This window comes from Rhodococcus sp. JVH1 (assembly GCF_000280725.2).
In the GTDB taxonomy this organism is placed as follows: Bacteria; Actinomycetota; Actinomycetes; order Mycobacteriales; family Mycobacteriaceae; genus Rhodococcus_F; species Rhodococcus_F jostii_A.
The window spans coordinates 1503826-1521159 of the sequence record NZ_CP166289.1; the positions used below are offsets into that span (position 1 = coordinate 1503826).

General features: G+C 68.5%; 18 protein-coding genes. 7 read left to right on the top strand and 11 right to left on the bottom strand.

What is annotated here, in order from left to right; all coding sequences use genetic code 11:
- Positions 1-41: 41 nt before the first annotated feature.
- Positions 42-1262, bottom strand: coding sequence for a hypothetical protein (locus JVH1_RS07055; protein ID WP_009479107.1), 1221 nt, complete (start codon positions 1260-1262; stop codon positions 42-44).
- A 169-nt stretch (positions 1263-1431) separates the two neighbouring features.
- Here JVH1_RS07055 and coaA point away from each other — a divergent pair, with 169 nt between their 5' ends.
- Positions 1432-2364 (top strand): type I pantothenate kinase, encoded by a 933-nt coding sequence (gene coaA / locus JVH1_RS07060; protein WP_009479106.1) that lies wholly within the window; start codon positions 1432-1434, stop codon positions 2362-2364.
- Between the two features lie 41 nt (positions 2365-2405).
- Here coaA and JVH1_RS07065 read toward each other — a convergent pair whose 3' ends face one another.
- Positions 2406-3173, bottom strand: a complete 768-nt coding sequence (locus JVH1_RS07065; protein WP_009479105.1) for an isoprenyl transferase — start codon at positions 3171-3173, stop codon at positions 2406-2408.
- A 161-nt stretch (positions 3174-3334) separates the two neighbouring features.
- Between JVH1_RS07065 and JVH1_RS07070 the strand changes: the two genes are divergently transcribed.
- Positions 3335-4003 carry a hemolysin III family protein gene (locus JVH1_RS07070; RefSeq protein WP_009479104.1) on the top strand — a complete coding sequence of 223 codons (669 nt, stop codon included), beginning with the start codon at positions 3335-3337 and terminating at the stop codon, positions 4001-4003.
- A gap of 5 nt (positions 4004-4008) precedes the next feature.
- Here JVH1_RS07070 and JVH1_RS07075 read toward each other — a convergent pair whose 3' ends face one another.
- The 3 genes from JVH1_RS07075 to mca are packed head-to-tail and all read right to left on the bottom strand — an operon-like array spanning position 4009 to position 7237.
- On the bottom strand, positions 4009-6024 hold the full coding sequence (locus JVH1_RS07075; protein WP_009479103.1) for a thioredoxin domain-containing protein: 2016 nt from the start codon (positions 6022-6024) through the stop codon (positions 4009-4011).
- A gap of 17 nt (positions 6025-6041) precedes the next feature.
- Entirely contained in the window at positions 6042-6362 is a 321-nt protein-coding gene (locus JVH1_RS07080; RefSeq protein ID WP_009479102.1) for a hypothetical protein, read from the bottom strand.
- Entirely contained in the window at positions 6359-7237 is an 879-nt protein-coding gene (mca, locus tag JVH1_RS07085) for a mycothiol conjugate amidase Mca (protein ID WP_009479101.1), read from the bottom strand. The genes JVH1_RS07080 and mca overlap by 4 nt, the downstream gene beginning before the upstream one ends.
- A 191-nt stretch (positions 7238-7428) precedes the next feature.
- Between mca and JVH1_RS07090 the strand changes: the two genes are divergently transcribed.
- Complete coding sequence (locus tag JVH1_RS07090; RefSeq protein WP_043781891.1) at positions 7429-7854, top strand: DUF4307 domain-containing protein; 426 nt, start codon at positions 7429-7431, stop codon at positions 7852-7854.
- 227 nt (positions 7855-8081) lie between these two features.
- Positions 8082-8576 carry a transcription elongation factor GreA gene (greA, locus tag JVH1_RS07095; RefSeq protein WP_005238978.1) on the top strand — a complete coding sequence of 165 codons (495 nt, stop codon included), beginning with the start codon at positions 8082-8084 and terminating at the stop codon, positions 8574-8576.
- 80 nt (positions 8577-8656) lie between these two features.
- Here greA and JVH1_RS07100 read toward each other — a convergent pair whose 3' ends face one another.
- Together JVH1_RS07100 and JVH1_RS07105 are read right to left on the bottom strand one after the other, a co-directional pair.
- The gene (locus tag JVH1_RS07100; RefSeq protein ID WP_009479098.1) at positions 8657-10006 is read right to left on the bottom strand and encodes a bifunctional lytic transglycosylase/C40 family peptidase; all 1350 of its coding nucleotides are present in this window, start codon (positions 10004-10006) and stop codon (positions 8657-8659) included.
- Positions 10007-10152: 146 nt separating this feature from the next.
- The gene (locus JVH1_RS07105) at positions 10153-10485 is read right to left on the bottom strand and encodes a nucleic acid-binding protein (protein ID WP_237735289.1); all 333 of its coding nucleotides are present in this window, start codon (positions 10483-10485) and stop codon (positions 10153-10155) included.
- A 90-nt stretch (positions 10486-10575) separates the two neighbouring features.
- Here JVH1_RS07105 and JVH1_RS07110 point away from each other — a divergent pair, with 90 nt between their 5' ends.
- Both JVH1_RS07110 and JVH1_RS07115 read left to right on the top strand, forming a co-directional pair.
- Positions 10576-10767, top strand: a complete 192-nt coding sequence (locus tag JVH1_RS07110; protein ID WP_009479096.1) for a hypothetical protein — start codon at positions 10576-10578, stop codon at positions 10765-10767.
- Between the two features lie 25 nt (positions 10768-10792).
- On the top strand, positions 10793-11563 hold the full coding sequence (locus tag JVH1_RS07115; RefSeq protein ID WP_009479095.1) for an FAD:protein FMN transferase: 771 nt from the start codon (positions 10793-10795) through the stop codon (positions 11561-11563).
- Positions 11564-11569: 6 nt separating this feature from the next.
- On the opposite strand, the gene ilvA is transcribed toward JVH1_RS07115, so the two are convergent.
- From ilvA to JVH1_RS07135, 4 genes are all read right to left on the bottom strand, one after another.
- Positions 11570-12802 carry a threonine ammonia-lyase gene (gene ilvA, locus JVH1_RS07120; protein WP_009479094.1) on the bottom strand — a complete coding sequence of 411 codons (1233 nt, stop codon included), beginning with the start codon at positions 12800-12802 and terminating at the stop codon, positions 11570-11572.
- A 76-nt stretch (positions 12803-12878) separates the two neighbouring features.
- The gene (locus JVH1_RS07125; RefSeq protein WP_009479093.1) at positions 12879-14051 is read right to left on the bottom strand and encodes a cystathionine gamma-synthase; all 1173 of its coding nucleotides are present in this window, start codon (positions 14049-14051) and stop codon (positions 12879-12881) included.
- A gap of 21 nt (positions 14052-14072) precedes the next feature.
- Positions 14073-14606 (bottom strand): hypothetical protein, encoded by a 534-nt coding sequence (locus JVH1_RS07130; protein ID WP_009479092.1) that lies wholly within the window; start codon positions 14604-14606, stop codon positions 14073-14075.
- Between the two features lie 79 nt (positions 14607-14685).
- Positions 14686-16071 (bottom strand): cystathionine beta-synthase, encoded by a 1386-nt coding sequence (locus JVH1_RS07135; RefSeq protein WP_005255744.1) that lies wholly within the window; start codon positions 16069-16071, stop codon positions 14686-14688.
- A 135-nt stretch (positions 16072-16206) separates the two neighbouring features.
- Between JVH1_RS07135 and JVH1_RS07140 the strand changes: the two genes are divergently transcribed.
- A complete protein-coding gene (locus tag JVH1_RS07140; protein WP_009479091.1) occupies positions 16207-17229 on the top strand; it encodes an SGNH/GDSL hydrolase family protein in 1023 nt (340 codons plus the stop codon).
- The last annotated feature ends 105 nt before the right edge of the window (positions 17230-17334 follow it).

A 17334-nucleotide genomic window follows, 5' to 3' on the forward strand; every position in this document is an offset into this window, starting at 1 on the left:
AAACGAATGCTCCCAGTCTACGAAGTACCCGTGAGGACTTCCTAACCGCCCGCGGTGAGGTACCCCTCACCGGCGCGCAGGACGCTGGGCACGAGCGGCTCGTCGAGCAGGCGACGGAACCGCTCCGACCGCTCCGCACCGACGGGTACCTCGGCCAGCCAGCCACCGAGCAGCCGGTATCCCTCCACGTAGGTGCTGGTGTACGCCCGCCACAGCGGCGACGACAGGAACCGCAGCGACTGCCGTGCCCGCTCGGGGGTCGACAGACTCCATCGCTGCAGAAACGCCGCGACGTCGTCGTGGCTGCGACCCTCGTCGTGCAGCATCATCGCCGCGTCCTGCCGCACACCGAGCAGCTGCCCGGACGCGCCGGACAGGCGTTGCGCCTGCTCACCGTCGAATCGCAGGCCCAGGTCGGCGTAGATTTCCTGCGCCCACAGCCCCCAGTCGGACCCGACGATCGATTCGAGCGCGAGGTCCGCGAGGCCCTCGGCCATCAGGCACTGCGGGGTGTTGACGACGAACAACGTCTGCTCGAGCTGTCCCGACCCGACGAGTCCGGCTTCCTTGCGACAGTGCTCGGTGTGGTGGCCGGGGTACGACTCGTGCGCGATCAGCCGCGGCAGGTTCGACATGTGCTGCTTCAGGTCGGAGTTGATCGCGACCCGGGACCGGTAGTCGCCGAGGTAATAGTTGAACCCCGACCACGGCTTGTCGCCCACCACCTCGTACTCCACGACCTCCGAGTCGGGCAGTGCGTAGTGCTCCCGCACGAGGTCGCGCAGGGCACTCGAGAAGGCGTCGACACATTCCTGCAACCGGTCGGCGGGGATCTCGTCCTTCGCACGGTGGGCCTGGATGCGTTCCGCGAGCGGCCCCGTTCCGGGCAGCACGGCGTCCATCTTCTTGTGCGCCTCCCGGTACTGCTCCTCGTCGCCGCGTTCGATGCGGACGTCGAAGTACGCCTCGACCTCGTCGACGAAGCCGACGTCGTCGCCCGCGAACTTTCGCCCCGAGCATTCGAGGGCGCGGAGATGGACGTCGAGGAACCGGGTCCGCTCCTCGGACAATCCGGCCGACGGCAATTCCGCGCGGAGGGTCGCCGCCGTGCGCGCGAGGTCGCGCGGATCGGGCTTCGGCGCGTTCTCCACCTGCCTGCGCAGCGCGGGATCGCCGGTATACGCGTCGACGAATCCTTCCTCCAGCCGGTCGAAACCCAGCCCGAGCAGCAAGTATTCGCGTACGAACGAAACGGATTCCATGCCGTCCGACCTTAGTCGCAGACGCGTCTTCCCGACCCGCCGACAGCGCAGCCTGTGGCACCAAGCACAATCCGACTATGCAACCGCTACTCGCCAGCGCAACGACGACGGCAGAGATTCTGGGCATGGACCGCTCACTCCCCCGTGTACCCGAGTGTGAGCGGAACTGATGGCGCGGACGAGCGAGTCCAGTCCGTACGTCGAATTCGACCGGAAGCAGTGGCGCACACTGCGTAAGTCGACGCCACTCGTCCTGACCGAGGAAGAGCTGTACGGACTGCGCGGCCTCGGCGAGCAGATCGACCTCGAGGAGGTCGCGGAGGTGTACCTGCCGCTGTCGCGTCTCATCCACCTCCAGGTCGCGGCCAGGCAGCGACTGTTCGCCGCGACCGCGACGTTCCTCGGCGAGAAGCACCCCGACCAGCAGGTGCCGTTCGTGATCGGCGTCGCCGGCAGTGTGGCGGTCGGCAAATCCACCACGGCCCGTGTCCTCCAGGCCCTCCTTGCGCGGTGGGAGCACCACCCGCGCGTCGACCTGGTGACGACGGACGGCTTCCTGTATCCGACGGCCGAACTGAACCGCCGTGGGATCATGCACCGCAAGGGCTTTCCCGAGAGTTACGACCGCCGGAAGCTGCTGCGGTTCGTCACCGAGGTGAAGTCGGGGGCCGAGGAAGTGGCCGCACCGGTCTATTCACACATCTCGTACGACATCATCCCGGGCCAGTACCACCTGATCCGGCAGCCCGACATCCTCATCATCGAGGGTCTCAACGTGCTGCAGACCGGACCGCGGCTGATGGTGTCGGACCTGTTCGACTTCTCGATCTACGTCGACGCCCGCATCGAGGACATCGAGAACTGGTACATCCAGCGTTTTCTCGCGCTGCGGAAGACGTCGTTCTCCGACCCCGACGCGCACTTCCACCACTACGCCGGATTGTCCGACCGGGACGCGACGGCTGCCGCTCAGGAGATCTGGCACAACATCAACCGGCCGAACCTCGTGGAGAACATCCTGCCGACGCGTCCGCGTGCCACGCTCGTGCTGCGCAAGGACGCCAATCATTCGATCAACCGGCTGCGGCTGCGGAAGCTGTAGGTGAGTGGCGACGTGTATTCCGGCACGCTTCGCCGCTCACGTCAGACGCCGAAGCGGCGGTGCCGGGCGGCGTAGTCGCGGAGCGCGCGGAGGAAGTCGACGCGGCGGAACTCGGGCCAGTACGCCTCCGTGAACCAGATCTCGGAGTAGGCGCTCTGCCACAGTAGGAACCCCGACAGCCGCTGCTCCCCCGACGTGCGGATCACGAGGTCGGGGTCGGGCTGGCCGGACGTGTAGAGGTGTCCGTCGATGCCGTCGATTGTGATCGATTTCACGAGGTCGTCGCCCGACAGTCCCGCGAGGAGTTTCTCACTCAGCAGCGACTGCACGGCGTCGGCGATCTCCTGGCGGCCGCCGTAGCCGATCGCGACGTTGACGTGGGTGCCGGTGCGTCCCTCGGTCCCGGCGGCCGCGTCGCGCAGACGCCGCGACTGTTCGGCGGGCAGGAGGTCGAGGGCGCCGACGATCTTGACGCTCCAGTTCTTGTCGGGGCCGGAGATCTCCTCGACGACGTCCGTGATGATCTCGAGCAGGGTGTCGAGTTCCCCCGGGTCGCGGCGCAGGTTCTCGGTGGACAGCAGGTAGATGGTGGCCATCTCGATGCCCGCGGCGTCGCACCAGCCGAGCATCTCGGAGATCTTCAGTGCGCCCATGCGGTGGCCGTGACTGACGTCCTCGAAGCCGTTTTCCCGGGCCCACCGCCGGTTGCCGTCGCACATCACGGCTATGTGCCGAGGGTGCTGTAGACCGTCGAGCCGCTTGAGTAGCCGACGCTCGTAGATGCTGTACAGCAGTCCTCGCGCACTCACCTGGAGATCACCATGACACGCAAGACTACGCCGCAGCCGAAGGTGATCCGCGACGGCCGTCACACAGCGCACGACTTCCTGCTACCGACGGGTACGCTCTCACCACAAGCTAACCTACGGTTGCGTAGGTTAGTGCCACGCACAGCGAGAAGAGGTGTTCAGTGACCGCTTTCGGCCTCGACGAATTGCCCGTCAAGCCCCGACTGCGAGGGTGGATCCACCTGTGGGCGTTCGGCGTCTCCGTGATTGCCGGCATCGTCCTCGTCACACTCTCCGGCACCCAGGTGTCCGGGGAAGCGGCGCTCGCCACCGCCGTCTACAGCCTCACGGTGTGCGGTGTGTTCGGGGTCAGCGCCACCTACCACCGCATCCACTGGAACACCGTCTCGGCCCGCACCTGGATGAAGCGCGCGGACCACTCGATGATCTTCCTGTTCATCGCCGGCAGCTACACCCCGTTCGCGGTGCTGGGACTTCCGCCCGACACGGGCCGGACGCTGCTGATCGTCGTGTGGGCGGGGGCGCTCGCCGGGGTCGCACTGAAAATGCTGTGGCCGACGGCACCGCGCTGGGTCGGGGTGCCGCTCTACCTGCTGCTCGGCTGGGCCATCGTGCCCGTCGCGCCCGAACTGACGCACGAGGTCGGCGTCGTCCCGATGGTGCTGCTGCTGATCGGCGGCATCCTCTACTCGGTCGGCGCGATCCTCTACGCCACCAAGTGGCCCAACCCCTGGCCGACCACGTTTGGGCATCACGAGTTCTTCCATGCCGCCACCGTCATCGCCGCCCTGTGCCACTACATCGCCGTGTGGCTGGTGGTGTTCCGGTAGGCCGGCTACCGGCTCAACGCGGCACCCAGGTCTGCGACCGTCGATACCGGGCGGTCGCACACGAACCCGCGGCACACGTACGCCGCGGACGCGCCGTCGACCAGCGGCCGGTCGGCGAGCAGCGGTGACGAGTCCGGTTCGCCGCCGACCACGACGGCACCACCGGGAGCGAGTCTGCGCGCCTCCCGGAGCAGGACGGAATCGCCGTCGGTTGCGACGGCCACCTGGATCGGGCCGCGCACCGACGCCTCCGCCACGGCGAGCCAGTGCCCGGCCGATCGCGGTGCGCGCTCCAGCAGCAGTGCCACCCGGTCGAGCGATTCGGCGGCGGCGGTCGCGTACCGTCCCGACGCCTCCCCGTCGGCCACCGCAGCCGCGGTGAGCAGCGCCTCGACCAGACACGACGCACCGGACGGCGTTGCACCGTCGACCGGGTCCCGGGGACGGGTCACCAGGGACTCGGCGTCGTCGGCGGTGTCGAACCAGCTTCCCGGCCGCTCGTCGTCGGCGAAATGGATCAGGGCGCGGTCCAGCAGCGCCTGTGCATGCGTCAGCCACTCGCTGTCGCCGGTCGCCTGATACAACGCGAGGAGGCCCGTCGCCAGGCAGGCGTAGTCCTCGAGCACCCCGGCCGATTCGCCCACCGACGTGCCCAGGGACGCCCTCCGCAGGCGCCCGTCGACGACGTGCAATCCCAGCACCGCACGCGCGCAGTCGGCGGCCGCGGCCACCCACTCCGGCCTGCCGAGCCCGGCACCGGCCTCGGCGAGCGCGGTGATCGTGAGACCGTTCCAGGCGGTGACCACCTTGTCGTCGCGTCCCGGCTGCGGCCGCGTCGCACGCTGCGCGAGCAGCGTGCCCCGGATCCGGCTCCAACGGTCCCAGTCGTCCGGATCGCGGGGAAGCTGCAGGACGGACGTGCCGGCCTCGAACGTCCCGTCGGCGGTGACCGCGAACACCCGGGCCGCCCACTCCCCGTCCTCGGGACCGAGGACCTCGACGAGCTGCGCGGGGGTCCACACGTACGTGAGTCCCTCGACACCCTCGGTGTCGGCGTCGAGGGCGGACGCGAACGACCCGTTGTCGGTGCGCAGATCGCGCAGCAGGAACTCGACGGTCTCCTCGGTGACACGGACGGCCAGGTCCGAGCCCGTGCGCCGGCCCAGGTGCGCATACGCGCGCAGCAGCTGGGCGTTGTCGTAGAGCATCTTCTCGAAGTGCGGCACCACCCACGCGGCGTCGACCGAGTACCGGGCGAAACCGCCGCCGAGCTGGTCGTAGATGCCGCCGCGCGCCATCGCCGACGCCGTCCGCGCCACGACGCCGAGCACCTCCTCGGCACCGGATCGCTCGTACGTGCGCAGCAGGCCTTCCATCAGCGCGGACGGCGGAAACTTGGGGGCTCCGCCGAACCCGCCGCGGTCGGCGTCCTCGTCCCGCAGCACGGCTCCGGCTGCCGCGTCCAGCAGGGCCGCATCCACCTGGACATCCCCCTCGGGGATGCCGCCGGCTCCCCGGCGCAGTTCGGCGACCACCGAGGCGGCCGCGTCGTCGACGTCACCGCGGCGGTCCCGCCACGTGTCGGCGATGGCACTCAGCAGCTGGGTGAACGACGGCATGCCGCCGCGCGGCTCGGCCGGGTAGTAGGTGCCGCAGTAGAACGGGGCGCCGTCGGGAGTGAGGAAGCACGTCATCGGCCAGCCACCCTGGCCGGTCATCGCGACCGTGGCGTTCATGTACACGGCATCGAGGTCCGGGCGCTCCTCGCGGTCGACCTTGACGCACACGAAATGCTCGTTCATCAGCGACGCCACCGACTCGTCCTCGAAGGACTCGTGGGCCATCACATGGCACCAGTGGCACGCCGAGTATCCGATCGACAACAGGATCGGGACGTCCCGCTCGCGCGCCCACTCGGTCGCCTCCGGACCCCACTGCTGCCAGTGCACAGGGTTGTCGGCGTGCTGTCGCAGATAGGGGCTGGTGGACCCACCGAGTGTGTTCTGTGCGCGTGGGTCCATCTCCAGCTCCTGTTCGACTACTTCTGCAGGTTGGGTGGGGTGTCCGTGGGCTTCGGCGGTTCGGTGCTGCTCGCCCCGCCACCGTGGATCGCGCCGCGGTCGGTGCCCTCGTCCACTTCCTGGTCCGGTTCGGGATGCTCCGGCTCGAACGTCTCGGGCAGGTTCTTGAGCTTCTTGTTCATCGAACGCACCAGCAGCACCACACCCGCGAGCAGCGCGAGAATGACGACGAGGCCGATGGGCGACGCCTTGCCGAACTCCGGACCCGACGGGGTGCTCGGCGTCTGCGCCAGGACGTCCGCCGTGCCGGCCAACAGGTTCACGGTCAACGCATTCACGACTGTCCGTCCTCGGTGATGCCCGCGAACAGGTCGTTCTCCGGGATGGAGGTGGTGACCCGGGTCTTGGCGAGTTCGAATTCCTCGGTCGGCCAGATCTTCTGCTGGATTTCGAGCGGAACCGCGAAGAACGAGCCGTTCGGGTCGATCTGCGTCGCATGGGCCCGCAGCGCGTCGTCACGCTGCGGGAAGTAGTCGCCGCACGTGATCTGGGTGGTGACGCGTGCCATCAGGTCGCCCTGCTCGGTCTTCCACTTCTTGAGCCACTCGGCCATCGGGAACTCTTCGCCGCGGCGGTCGTACTCCTCCTGGAACTGCAGGAGACGCTTCCGGATGAAGCCGTGCGAGTAGTAGACCTTCTGCACCTTCCACGGTTCCCCGGCGTCGGGGAACCGCTCCGGGTCGGCAGCGGCCTCGTACGCGGCCATCGACACCTCGTGGCAGCGGATGTGATCGGGGTGCGGGTAGCCGCCGTTCTCGTCGTACGTGGTCATGACGTGCGGACGGAACTCGCGGATCACCCGCACCAGGGCCTCGGTCGACTCCTCGAGCGGAACGAGCGCGAAGCAGCCCTCCGGAAGCGGCGGCTTCGGGTCGCCCTCGGGCAGACCGGAGTCGACGAATCCCAGCCACTGGTGCTGGACTCCGAGGATGCGCGCGGCCTCGGCCATCTCCTCGATGCGGACCTCGTGGATGCGGTCACGCACCCCGGGGACGTCCATCGCGGGGTTGAGGATGTCGCCACGTTCACCCCCGGTCAACGTCACGACCTTCACTTCGTTGCCCTCTGCGGCGTAACGGGCCGTTGTCGCGGCACCCTTGCTCGACTCGTCGTCGGGATGGGCATGGACGGCCATGAGCCGGAATCCGCTCACGTATTCGTTCACCTCAACTTCGCCAGTAGCCGTTGCCGGCTTGTCCGTGTCGCGCGCTCTCGCCCTCCGCCATCGCTGACGGCGCACTGACGCACGTCCTCTATAGTTCCACCCGAGAGTTCCGCTTGCAGCCGTGCCCCCGCTCGAGGGCTGTGAGTTACGTGGAACCGGAGCGGTACGAGAGTTGAGAAATGACGAGAACGCTTCCCCCGGGCCGATACACAGCCGCGGCAAAGCCTGCGCGCTCGAAGCGCTGGCTCGTGTGGGCGCTGTCCGCGGCGGTCGTGGTCGTCGGTGTGATCGTGGCGTTCGTCGCCTACGACAAGTTCGCCGTCTCCGAGATCGACAGTGAGGCCACGTCGTTCGATCTGGTGAGTGATTCGCAGCTGGACATCACGTTCACCGTCACCCGGGAGGATCCGTCACAGGCGGCGGTCTGCATCGTCCGCTCCCGGTCCAAGGACGGTTCCGAGACCGGCCGGCGCGAGGTCTACATCGCCGGCGGGGAAGACCAGACGGTGAAAGTCACCGCCCCCGTCTACACGTCCCGCCCGCCCGCGATGGGCGACATCTACGGCTGCAGCCTGGACGTTCCCGCCTATCTGACCCGCGGCTGACACCGGCGCACCCGAGCGACCGTTCGGGTTATTCGGGGTTTGCGCTCCCCGATCGTGCTAGAATCGCCTGGTACACGGTTCCGGTTTGGAACCGTGTATTGCTGCATTGGCGGCAAGGCGGAAATCGAACGGCCCCGGCCGTCGAATTCTGCCGAGCCGTTGATCACTGCTGTTGCAGTGGTCTGTCGAGGGAGCCCGGCGGCTCCAACTACGAGGGAGTGATCGAGATGACCGAGACCCAGGTGACCTGGCTGACCCAGGAGTCACACGACAGGCTCAAGAGCGAACTCGACCAGCTCATTGCCAATCGTCCGGTCATCGCCGCCGAGATCAACGAGCGTCGCGAAGAGGGCGATCTGAAGGAGAACGGTGGCTACCACGCGGCCCGCGAAGAGCAGGGTCAGCAGGAGGCACGCATCCGCCAGCTTCAGGAACTCCTGAACAGCGCGAAGGTCGGCGAAGCGCCCACCCAGTCCGGTGTCGCACTGCCCGGTTCCGTGGTGAAGGTGTACTACGACGGCGACGAGAAGGACACCGAAACGTTCCTGATCGCCACCCGCGAAGAGGGTGCACGCGACAACAAACTCGAGGTCTACTCCCCCAACTCCCCGTTGGGTGGCGCACTGCTCGAGGCGAAGGTCGGCGAAACCCGCGAATACACGCTGCCCAACGGCAGCAGCATGAAGGTGACGCTCGTCAGCGCGGAGCCGTACCACAGCTGATCTCGGATCCACCGCCGAAAACTCCGGTCCGGGCCCAGTGCCCGGGCCGGAGTTTTCTGCTGTGACGCCCGGGATCGGGATCAGAAGACCCTGCGGGCCTTCATGTCGGCGAACACGGGACCGATGCGCACCACGTCACCCGTCGTCGGGGCGTGCAGCATCTGGCCGTTGCCGACGTAGATCGCGACGTGTCCCGGCCCACCCGACTGCCAGTTGCCGAACAGCAGGTCTCCGGGCCTGGCCTGCGACAGCGGCACCTCCACACCCACATTCCACTGCGTTTCCGACGTGCGGGGCAGTTTGACGCCGGTTGCGGCGTACACGGCGAACGAGGTCAGTCCGGAGCAGTCGAAACCGCCGCCGGACGGTCCGTTGATGTTGCCGCCGCCCCACACGTACGGCAGCCCGATGAACCGCATGGCCGCCTCGACGACCCGGCTCGTGTCACCGGCGGCCGCACCGTAGAAGAACGGCGACAGCATCCGCGCGAACGACTCCTCCAGCGATCGGATCCGCGCGACGTACGGCTGCGTTTCGTGCTCGTAGTCGAACTTGCCGGCGGGCATGCCACCGGCGGTACGGACCGCACCCGCACCGGCGTTGTAGGCGGCGATCGTGAGGTCGAGGGTGTCACCCTTGACCACACCCTCCTTCTTCCAGCCCTCGATCTGCCCGAACAGGTCGCACAGCATCTGACCGGACGCCATCATCGGGTCGGCGACGCCGTTGATGTCGACCTTGCCGTCGCCGTCCGCGTCCTTGCCATATTTGGCCCAGGCAGGGGGCATGAACTGGCCAGGACCGCGGGCCCCTGCCCGGGACACCGGTGAGTTCGCGCCGTAACGGAAACCGTTCTCGACGGAGTACAGGGCCGCCAGTGTCGGCGGCTTGATGCCCTCGCACAGCGACCCGGCCTTCCGTATCCACGGCGCGAAGACGGCGATGGCGCCGACCGGCGCGAGCGAGACACCGGGGAAGCCGGCGGGGACGGACGGGATCAGCGATCCGAGTCCGCTGATCAGGGCCGGAACCCCGGGCAGAGCGGCGAGGCCCCCGATCGCCGTGCCGATGTCGGGGGCGCTCATCGCGGGGGGCTGGTCGAGTGGAGGGTCCGGGAGTGCCAGTGGGGGAACCGGGGCGGGCGGCGGCGCCGCCTCGACGGCGGGCGGCGATGGAATGTAGGGGTCGGTTGCCTGCTTCACCACATCCGAGGCCTGGGCCACCATCTGCTCGGCCTGCACGCGGGCCGGTTCCGGGAGGGTCGATATCGCTTCGTCAACTTGTTTCTGAACGTCGGGTGAGGCCTGCTCGACCACCTGAATTGCTTCGGCCGCTTGATCTTTCACCGGCTGCGGTATGTCCGCTCCCTGAACGATGGCCCCCGCTGCGGTGGTGATCGCCACGATGATCGCCGCTGCATCAACTGACATACGTGCGCTCCTCCTCCTCGGTGCACCTAACCGAGTGAGTTCACGTTACGACGGGGCACAGCAGGTGCGAGGCGATTCTGCGGGATTGATCCGTCTCCTACCGTGACCTGCGGGAGCGCGGCACCGGGCGAATCACGTCGCCTCGGTCACCCACGCACCGGCACGAAACGTTCGCTGAGGATCACGACCAGGTCGGCCGGATCCGTGGTCTCGTCGTCCAACATCTCGGGGAGTGGCGCGCGCCGAGCCGGCGCGATCGGTTCGATTCCTCCGAAGATCTGCCACGTGTCACCCGCAGGGACGACGCGGGCGCAGATCAGATTCCCGACGTGCAATTGCCGGCTCGCGGTTCGTTCCCTGATCGCGTGCAGGTCACCGGCGCGCAGGTCCCGCAGTGTCAGACCCTCACCCGGCCGGACCTCCTCCACCTCGTGCACCGACGGCTGTCGGGCGCGACTGCGCACAACTGCATGCGACACGCCGGGAGTGCACTGCACTCGTGCGCACTCGGCGAGGAGAGACAGATTCTTCCCAGGTTGTTCTAAGGTTCTTCGGGGAAGCTGGTCGGCATGAGTGAAGACCGACGGATTTCCCGCCTGCTTCCCGTTCGCCGCGTCCTCGCAGCAGCCGGAATCGCCGGACTGGTCGCCGGCGGTGGTATGGCGGCGGCAGCGGACCCCGCGACCCCCGATTCGACGGTGGCCGCGCCCCTCGTCTCGGCCGGATTCGGCGCACCGGACGCCGTGTCCAGCGGTTCCTGACATCGCGCGACCGGAGAACCACCACATGACCAGCGCACGCAGCGCAACCGAATGGTCCACCTGGGGTGTGCACGCACGCATCGTCGTCACCGACCCCGACGCCCTGAACTCGGCATCGAACCTGATCCGCGGTTACCTCGCGGCCACCGATGCCGCCGTCAACCGGGACCGCGCGGACGCCGAGATCCACTCGCTCGACGAAGGCCGAAACACGGTCACACCGATGTTCGCGCGATTCCTCACCGACGCCCTCGCCGCGGCGCGGACCACGGAGGGCGCACTCGACCCCACGGCGTCGGCCCCCGCACCCCAGTCTTGGCGGTCGATCACCGTCGACGGCACCGAGGTCACGCTCCCCGCCGGGGTGGAACTCGACCTGACGGCCACCGCGCGGGCGAGTTCCGCCGACCACTGCGCATCGACGACGGCGGAACTGCTCGGGTGCGGTGTCCTGGTCGCGCTCGGCGGAGACATCGCCACCGCCGGGACCACACCACCGGGCGGCTGGCAGGTCCAGGTCCAGGACCTGCCGGGCGACCCCACCTGCCAGGTGTCGATCCCGTCGGGTGCGGCCGTTGCGACCGCCAGCACCGTCAAGCCCCTGCACCCCGACTCGATCTCGTTGTGGCGGACCGTGTCCGTGGTGGCCGGGTCGTGCACCACCGCGCACGCGTCGAGCACGGCCGCGGTCGGGATGGGCGGCGGTGCGATCGACTGGCTCACCAAGCTCGAGCTGCCTGCCCGGCTGGTGGATCAGGAGTTCCGGGTGATCACCCTGGGCGGGTGGCCGAGCTAGCCCCGGCTACTCCTGCAGCCGAATCGTGTACTGGGCGTCGCGCAGGGCGTCAAGGAGATCCTGCCGGTGTCCGGGACCACGGGTCTCGACGGTGAGGAACACCTCCACCTCGTCGAGCGCGAGCGCGCCACCGGTGCGGGAGTGGACGACGTCCACGACGCTGGCGCCGTTGCCGCTGATCACGCCGAGGAGACTGACCAGACCACCCGGTCGGTCCGGAATGGTCACGTGCACACCGAGATAGCGTCCGGCGGCCCGGAGACCGTGATTGACCACATGGGTGAGCAGCAACGGGTCGATGTTGCCGCCCGACAGCACCGCGCACACCGTCCCGGTGAGTCCCAGCTCGTCCGTCGAGCAACTGATCAACGCGGCCACCGCGGCCGCGCCCGCAGGCTCCACGATGAGCTTCGCGCGTTCGAGGCACAGCAGCAGCGCCCGGGACAGGGCGTCCTCGCTGACCGTGACGATGGCGTCGACCTGCGAGCCGACGTGCGCGAACGGAACGTCGCCGGGCCGGCCGACCGCAATGCCGTCGGCCATGGTCGACATGGTCTCCAGCGGTATCGGGCGGCCCTCCGCCAGCGAACGCGGCCAGGCGGCCGCCTGCTCGGCCTGGACGCCGACGATCCGCACGTCGGGCCGGGTGGCCTTCACCGCCGCGGCGATACCCGCGATCAGCCCACCGCCACCGGTCGGGACGACGAGCGTGCCGACGTCGGGTTCCTGCTCGAGGATCTCGAGCCCCACGGTCCCCTGTCCGGCGACGATGTCGACGTGATCGAACGGGTGGATGAGGACGGCGCCGGTCTCGTTCGCGAACTCCTTCGCGGCGACGAGCGCGTCGTCCACCGTGTCGCCCGTGAGGTGGACGGTGGCGCCGTACGCCTTGGTGGCGACGAGTTTCGGAAGGGGTGCGCCGGTTGGCATGAACACGGTGGACGGGATGCCCAGTTCCGTGGCCGCCCAGGCCACGCCCTGCGCGTGATTGCCCGCGCTGGCCGCCACCACCCCGCAGGCCCGTTCGGCGACCGACAGGTTCGCGATCCGATTGTACGCACCGCGCGGTTTGAAAGACCCTGTGCGCTGTAAGTTTTCGCACTTCAACGACACGACGTGCCCGCATCGTTCCGACAGCGCCCGGGACGCGATCACCGGCGTCCGGCGCATGACGGGGTCCAGCAGCTTACGAGCTGCTCTGATCTGATCCAGCGTGACAGGCTCCACGCGGGCCAGCATAGGGCGCTCCGCGCCCCGTGCGTGGTTGACGAGTCCAGAGACTCGTCAACCACGCACGGGCGGCGTTAGCCGCCTGCTACTTCAGTGCCTGCTCGATGTCGCCAACGAGGTCGGCGGCATCCTCGATGCCGACGGACAGGCGCACCAGGTCGTCCGGGACCTCGAGCAGCGAACCGGCGGTCGAGGCGTGGGTCATGGCGCCCGGGTGCTCGATCAGCGACTCGACACCGCCGAGCGACTCGGCCAGCGTGAAGATCTCGGTGCGCGAGCAGAAGTCCAGCGCAGCCTGCTTGCCGCCTGCGAGGCGGACCGAGATCATGCCGCCGAAGCGGCGCATCTGCTTCTCCGCGACCTTGTGGCCGGGATGCGACTCGAGTCCGGGGTAGATGACCTGGGACACCGCGGGGTGCCCGGTGAGCAGTTCGACGACCTTCTCGGCGTTGTCGCTGTGCCGCTCCATGCGCAGGGAGAGGGTCTTGATGCCGCGGAGCGTGAGGAACGCGTCGAAGGGTCCGGGGACCGCGCCCGCACCGTTCTGCAGGAACGCGAACGCCGTGTCGAGCTCCTCGTCGTTGGTGACGAGTGCGCCACCGACGACGTCGGAGTGTCCGCCGATGTACTTGGTGGTCGAGTGCAGCGCGACGTCGGCGCCGAGCTGCAGCGGCTGCTGCAGGTACGGCGAGGCGAACGTGTTGTCGACGACGATCTTCGCTCCTGCCTCGTGCGCGACGTCGGACAGTGCCTCGATGTCACCGATGTTGAGGAGCGGGTTGGTGGGCGTCTCGACCCACACGAGCTTGGTGTTGGGGCGGATGGCTGCCCGGACGGCGTCCACGTCGGACACTGCGGCGGGCGTGTACTCGATGCCCCACTGGGTGAAGACCTTGTCGATCAGGCGGAACGTTCCGCCGTAGGCGTCGTTCGGGATGACGAGGTGGTCGCCGGGGCGGAGCGCGGCACGGAGCAGGCAGTCGGTGGCGGCCATGCCCGAGCCGAAGGCGCGACCGTACGTGCCCGACTCGAGGGCGGCGAGGTTGGCCTCGAGCGGTCGTCGGGTGGGGTTGCCGGTGCGGGCGTATTCGAATCCGTTACGCATGCCGCCGACGCCGTCCTGCGCGAACGTCGAACTCGCGTAGATCGGGACGTTGACGGCGCCCGTCTGCGGGTCCGGGTCGAATCCTGCGTGCACGGCCTTGGTGGAGAACCCCTGCCAGCTGATGTTGTCCGCTTTGCTGCGCTGCTCACTCATGGCCCCCAGCCTAGTGGGGACCTAATTCTCCAGATACTCCGCGATCGCGAACGCGACGTCGAGCTTGGTCGCGTCGCTGACGGAGGGGTCGAGCGCGTTGACGATGATGCTGTGTTCCGGGGTGAGCAGCGCCATGGCTACGACGTCGAGGACCACCCCGCCGAACTCGGCGGACCGGGGGTCGGGGACGACGTTGGTTCCGTTCCGCATCTCGACGAGGACGGCGGGATCCGTCACCTGCGGCTTGACCGACGCGGTGATGGTGCTCATGACGTTGGTCGGTCCCTTGGACCACGAGCACGTCGGATCGGTCGATCCGGGCAGGACGGCCTCGGTGAGATGCGGCCGGTCCGACACCAGGCGGCCGAGTGCCTTCGTCAGCGCGGTGCAGTCCGCGGACGCCCCAGAAGGCGACGTGCCCGAGGACACCGAGTCGACGTCCGACGATCCCGACTGTGCGACCGCGGCACCCTCGATGCTGTTCCCGCATCCGGCGGCGGCGAACCCGAGCAGGACGGCCGGGACCACCAGAACACGACGCAGACGAACACCCACAGTGATTCCCCCTCACGGACACCGCACCGGTACCCCGCTGTGCACCGTACGTTCCGTGCGCAGCGGGGACCAGTGTCGTCTAGGAACCGGCGCTGAGGAAACCGAGAAGGTCGTGGCGGGTGATGACCCCGGCGGGCTTGCCGTCGTCGACGACCATCAGCGCGTCGGTGTCGCCGAGCGCCTTGGTGGCGGCCGACACGGGCTCACCGGAACCGATGAGCGGGAACGGCTTGCTCATGTGCTTCTCCACCGGGTCGGCGAGGTGCGCGCGTCCCTCGAACACGGCACTGAGCAGGTCGCGCTCGGTGACGCTGCCCGCCACTTCACCGGCCATGACGGGCGGCTCCGCACCGACGACGGGCATCTGGGACACCCCGTACTCGCGGAGGATCTCGATGGCGTCGCGCAGCGTCTCGGACGGGTGGGTGTGGACGAGGTCCGGGAGTTCGCCGGACTTGCCGCGCAGCACGTCGCCGACGGTCTTCTCGTCGGGCTTGCCGTCGAGCGGGGTGCGGAGGAATCCGTAGGACGCCATCCACTTGTCGTTGAAGATCTTCGACAGGTATCCGCGACCACCGTCGGGCAGCAGGACGACGATGACGGCGTCGGGCCCCTCACGCTTGGCCACCTCGAGTGCGGCGACGACGGCCATGCCGCAGGAGCCACCGACCAGCAGGCCCTCTTCGCGGGCGAGACGTCGGGTCATCTCGAAGGAGTCGGCGTCGGACACGGCGATGATCTCGTCGGGGATGGACGGGTCGTAGGCGCTCGGCCAGAAGTCCTCGCCCACGCCCTCGACGAGGTACGGACGGCCGGTGCCACCCGAGTACACGGAACCCTCGGGGTCGGCGCCGATGACCTTGACCTTGCCGCCGGACACCTCCTTGAGATAGCGCCCGGTGCCGGTGATGGTGCCGCCGGTGCCGACGCCCGCCACGAAGTGGGTGATCTTGCCGTCGGTGTCGGCCCAGATCTCGGGGCCGGTGGTCTCGTAGTGGCTCTGCGGGCCGCCGGGGTTGGAGTACTGGTTGGGCTTCCAGCCGCCGGGGAGTTCGCGTGCGAGCCGGTCGGAGACGCTGTAGTAGCTGTCGGGGTGCTCGGGCGCGACCGCGGTCGGGCACACCACGACCTCGGCGCCGTAGGCCTTGAGGACGTTCCGCTTGTCTTCGCTGACCTTGTCGGGGCAGACGAACACGCACTTGTATCCGCGCTTCTGTGCGACCAGGGCGAGGCCGATCCCGGTGTTGCCGGACGTGGGCTCGACGATGGTCCCGCCCGGCTTCAGCTCACCGGACGCCTCCGCGGCGTCGATCATCTTGACCGCGATGCGGTCCTTCGAGCTTCCACCCGGGTTGAGGTATTCGATCTTGGCTGCAACGGTCCCGTGGTTCTCACCGATGACAGAAGAGAGCTTGACGAGAGGGGTGTTGCCGATCAGGTCGACGACGTGTTCCGCGATGCGCATGCCTCCATGCTCCCAGATGCCCTGATCCGATGCTCACAGACGTCCGGCACGGGGGCCCTGATCCGACTAGATTGGTGCGGACGCAGTCCGCTGGAACCCGTGAGACGAGCACCAGGTAGCGGAAAGGTGAGACCAGTGCCCAAGAGGACCTGGCAGACCGGAGTGAAGGCCGGCGCCGCGGCTGTCGTGGCAGGTTCGAGCGCAGGCACGCTGTCGTGGGCGGCGTACTCCTATCTGATGTCCCAGGCGACGGCGGCCCGCGGTGTGATCGGGCACAACGTCGCCAAGCCGCCGGAGGCCGACGGCGTCTACTCCCCCGGCGCTGCCGTCCCCGAACGCTGGCTGCGAACCACCCCGTATGACGTCCATCTGATGATCTTCGGCGACTCCACGGCCGCCGGGGTGGGATGCCTGTCGGCGGACGAAGTGCCCGGCGTGCAGATCGCGAGGCGCCTCGCGGACGAGACCGGCAAGCGGATCCGGCTGAGCACCAAGGCCATCGGCGGCGCCACGTCCCGCGGACTCAGCGGGCAGGTGGACGCGATGTTCGTGGCCGGACCGCCGCCGGACGCCGCGGTGATCCTGGTCGGAGCCAACGACGTCACATCGAAGAACTCGATTCGGGCGTCGGCGCGCAGACTCGGGGAGGCGGTGGAACGGCTCCGCGCCCACGACTGCGCGGTCGTCGTCGGAACGTGCCCCGACCTCGGGGTGGTGACCGCGATCCCCCAACCGCTGCGGACCGTCGTCCGGACGTGGGGGTTGCGCCTGGCCCGGGCGCAGGCGGCCGCGACCAGCGCGGCGGGCGGCCACCCGGTGGCGTTGGCCGACCTGCTGGCACCCGAGTTCCTCGCGGCGCCCGACCGGATGTTCTCCTCCGACCACTTCCACCCGTCCGCGGCGGGCTACGAATTGGCGGCGATCCAGATCGTGCCCGTTCTCGCGACTGCTCTGGGCATGTGGCACGGCGGCCCTCTGCCCGACCTGCCCGAGGTGTCGGAGGCCGCGGAATCACGCAAGCTGTCGACCCGAATGACCGCCTCGCTCAACCGTTTCCTGTGGCGACGCACGGCCCGGCGACGCTCGCCTGCCCGTCTCGACGAACTCCTCGCGATCGAGGAGGCGTCCGCGTCCCGGACGCGACGGGTCGCTGAGTGAGATGGCGATGCCCCCGGTGCCGCCCGGCAACGTAAGTTGTCGGGAAGGCCACAGAACGGGTGGTCTGCAACACAGTGCAGACCCCCGCAGTTGACAAAGGAGTTT

Bases quoted from the DNA above. Each gene is read 5' to 3' on its own strand.
- JVH1_RS07115 (WP_009479095.1), top strand. From the start codon at position 10,793: ATGACCAGCGCACGCAGCGCAACCGAATGGTCCACCTGGGGTGTGCAC.
- greA (WP_005238978.1), top strand. From the start codon at position 8,082: ATGACCGAGACCCAGGTGACCTGGCTGACCCAGGAGTCACACGACAGG.
- JVH1_RS07055 (WP_009479107.1), bottom strand. From the start codon at position 1,262: ATGGAATCCGTTTCGTTCGTACGCGAATACTTGCTGCTCGGGCTGGGT.
- JVH1_RS07135 (WP_005255744.1), bottom strand. From the start codon at position 16,071: ATGCGCATCGCGGAACACGTCGTCGACCTGATCGGCAACACCCCTCTC.
- JVH1_RS07110 (WP_009479096.1), top strand. From the start codon at position 10,576: ATGAGTGAAGACCGACGGATTTCCCGCCTGCTTCCCGTTCGCCGCGTC.
- ilvA (WP_009479094.1), bottom strand. From the start codon at position 12,802: ATGCTGGCCCGCGTGGAGCCTGTCACGCTGGATCAGATCAGAGCAGCT.
- JVH1_RS07090 (WP_043781891.1), top strand. From the start codon at position 7,429: ATGACGAGAACGCTTCCCCCGGGCCGATACACAGCCGCGGCAAAGCCT.
- JVH1_RS07100 (WP_009479098.1), bottom strand. From the start codon at position 10,006: ATGTCAGTTGATGCAGCGGCGATCATCGTGGCGATCACCACCGCAGCG.
- JVH1_RS07075 (WP_009479103.1), bottom strand. From the start codon at position 6,024: ATGGACCCACGCGCACAGAACACACTCGGTGGGTCCACCAGCCCCTAT.
- coaA (WP_009479106.1), top strand. From the start codon at position 1,432: ATGGCGCGGACGAGCGAGTCCAGTCCGTACGTCGAATTCGACCGGAAG.
- JVH1_RS07125 (WP_009479093.1), bottom strand. From the start codon at position 14,051: ATGAGTGAGCAGCGCAGCAAAGCGGACAACATCAGCTGGCAGGGGTTC.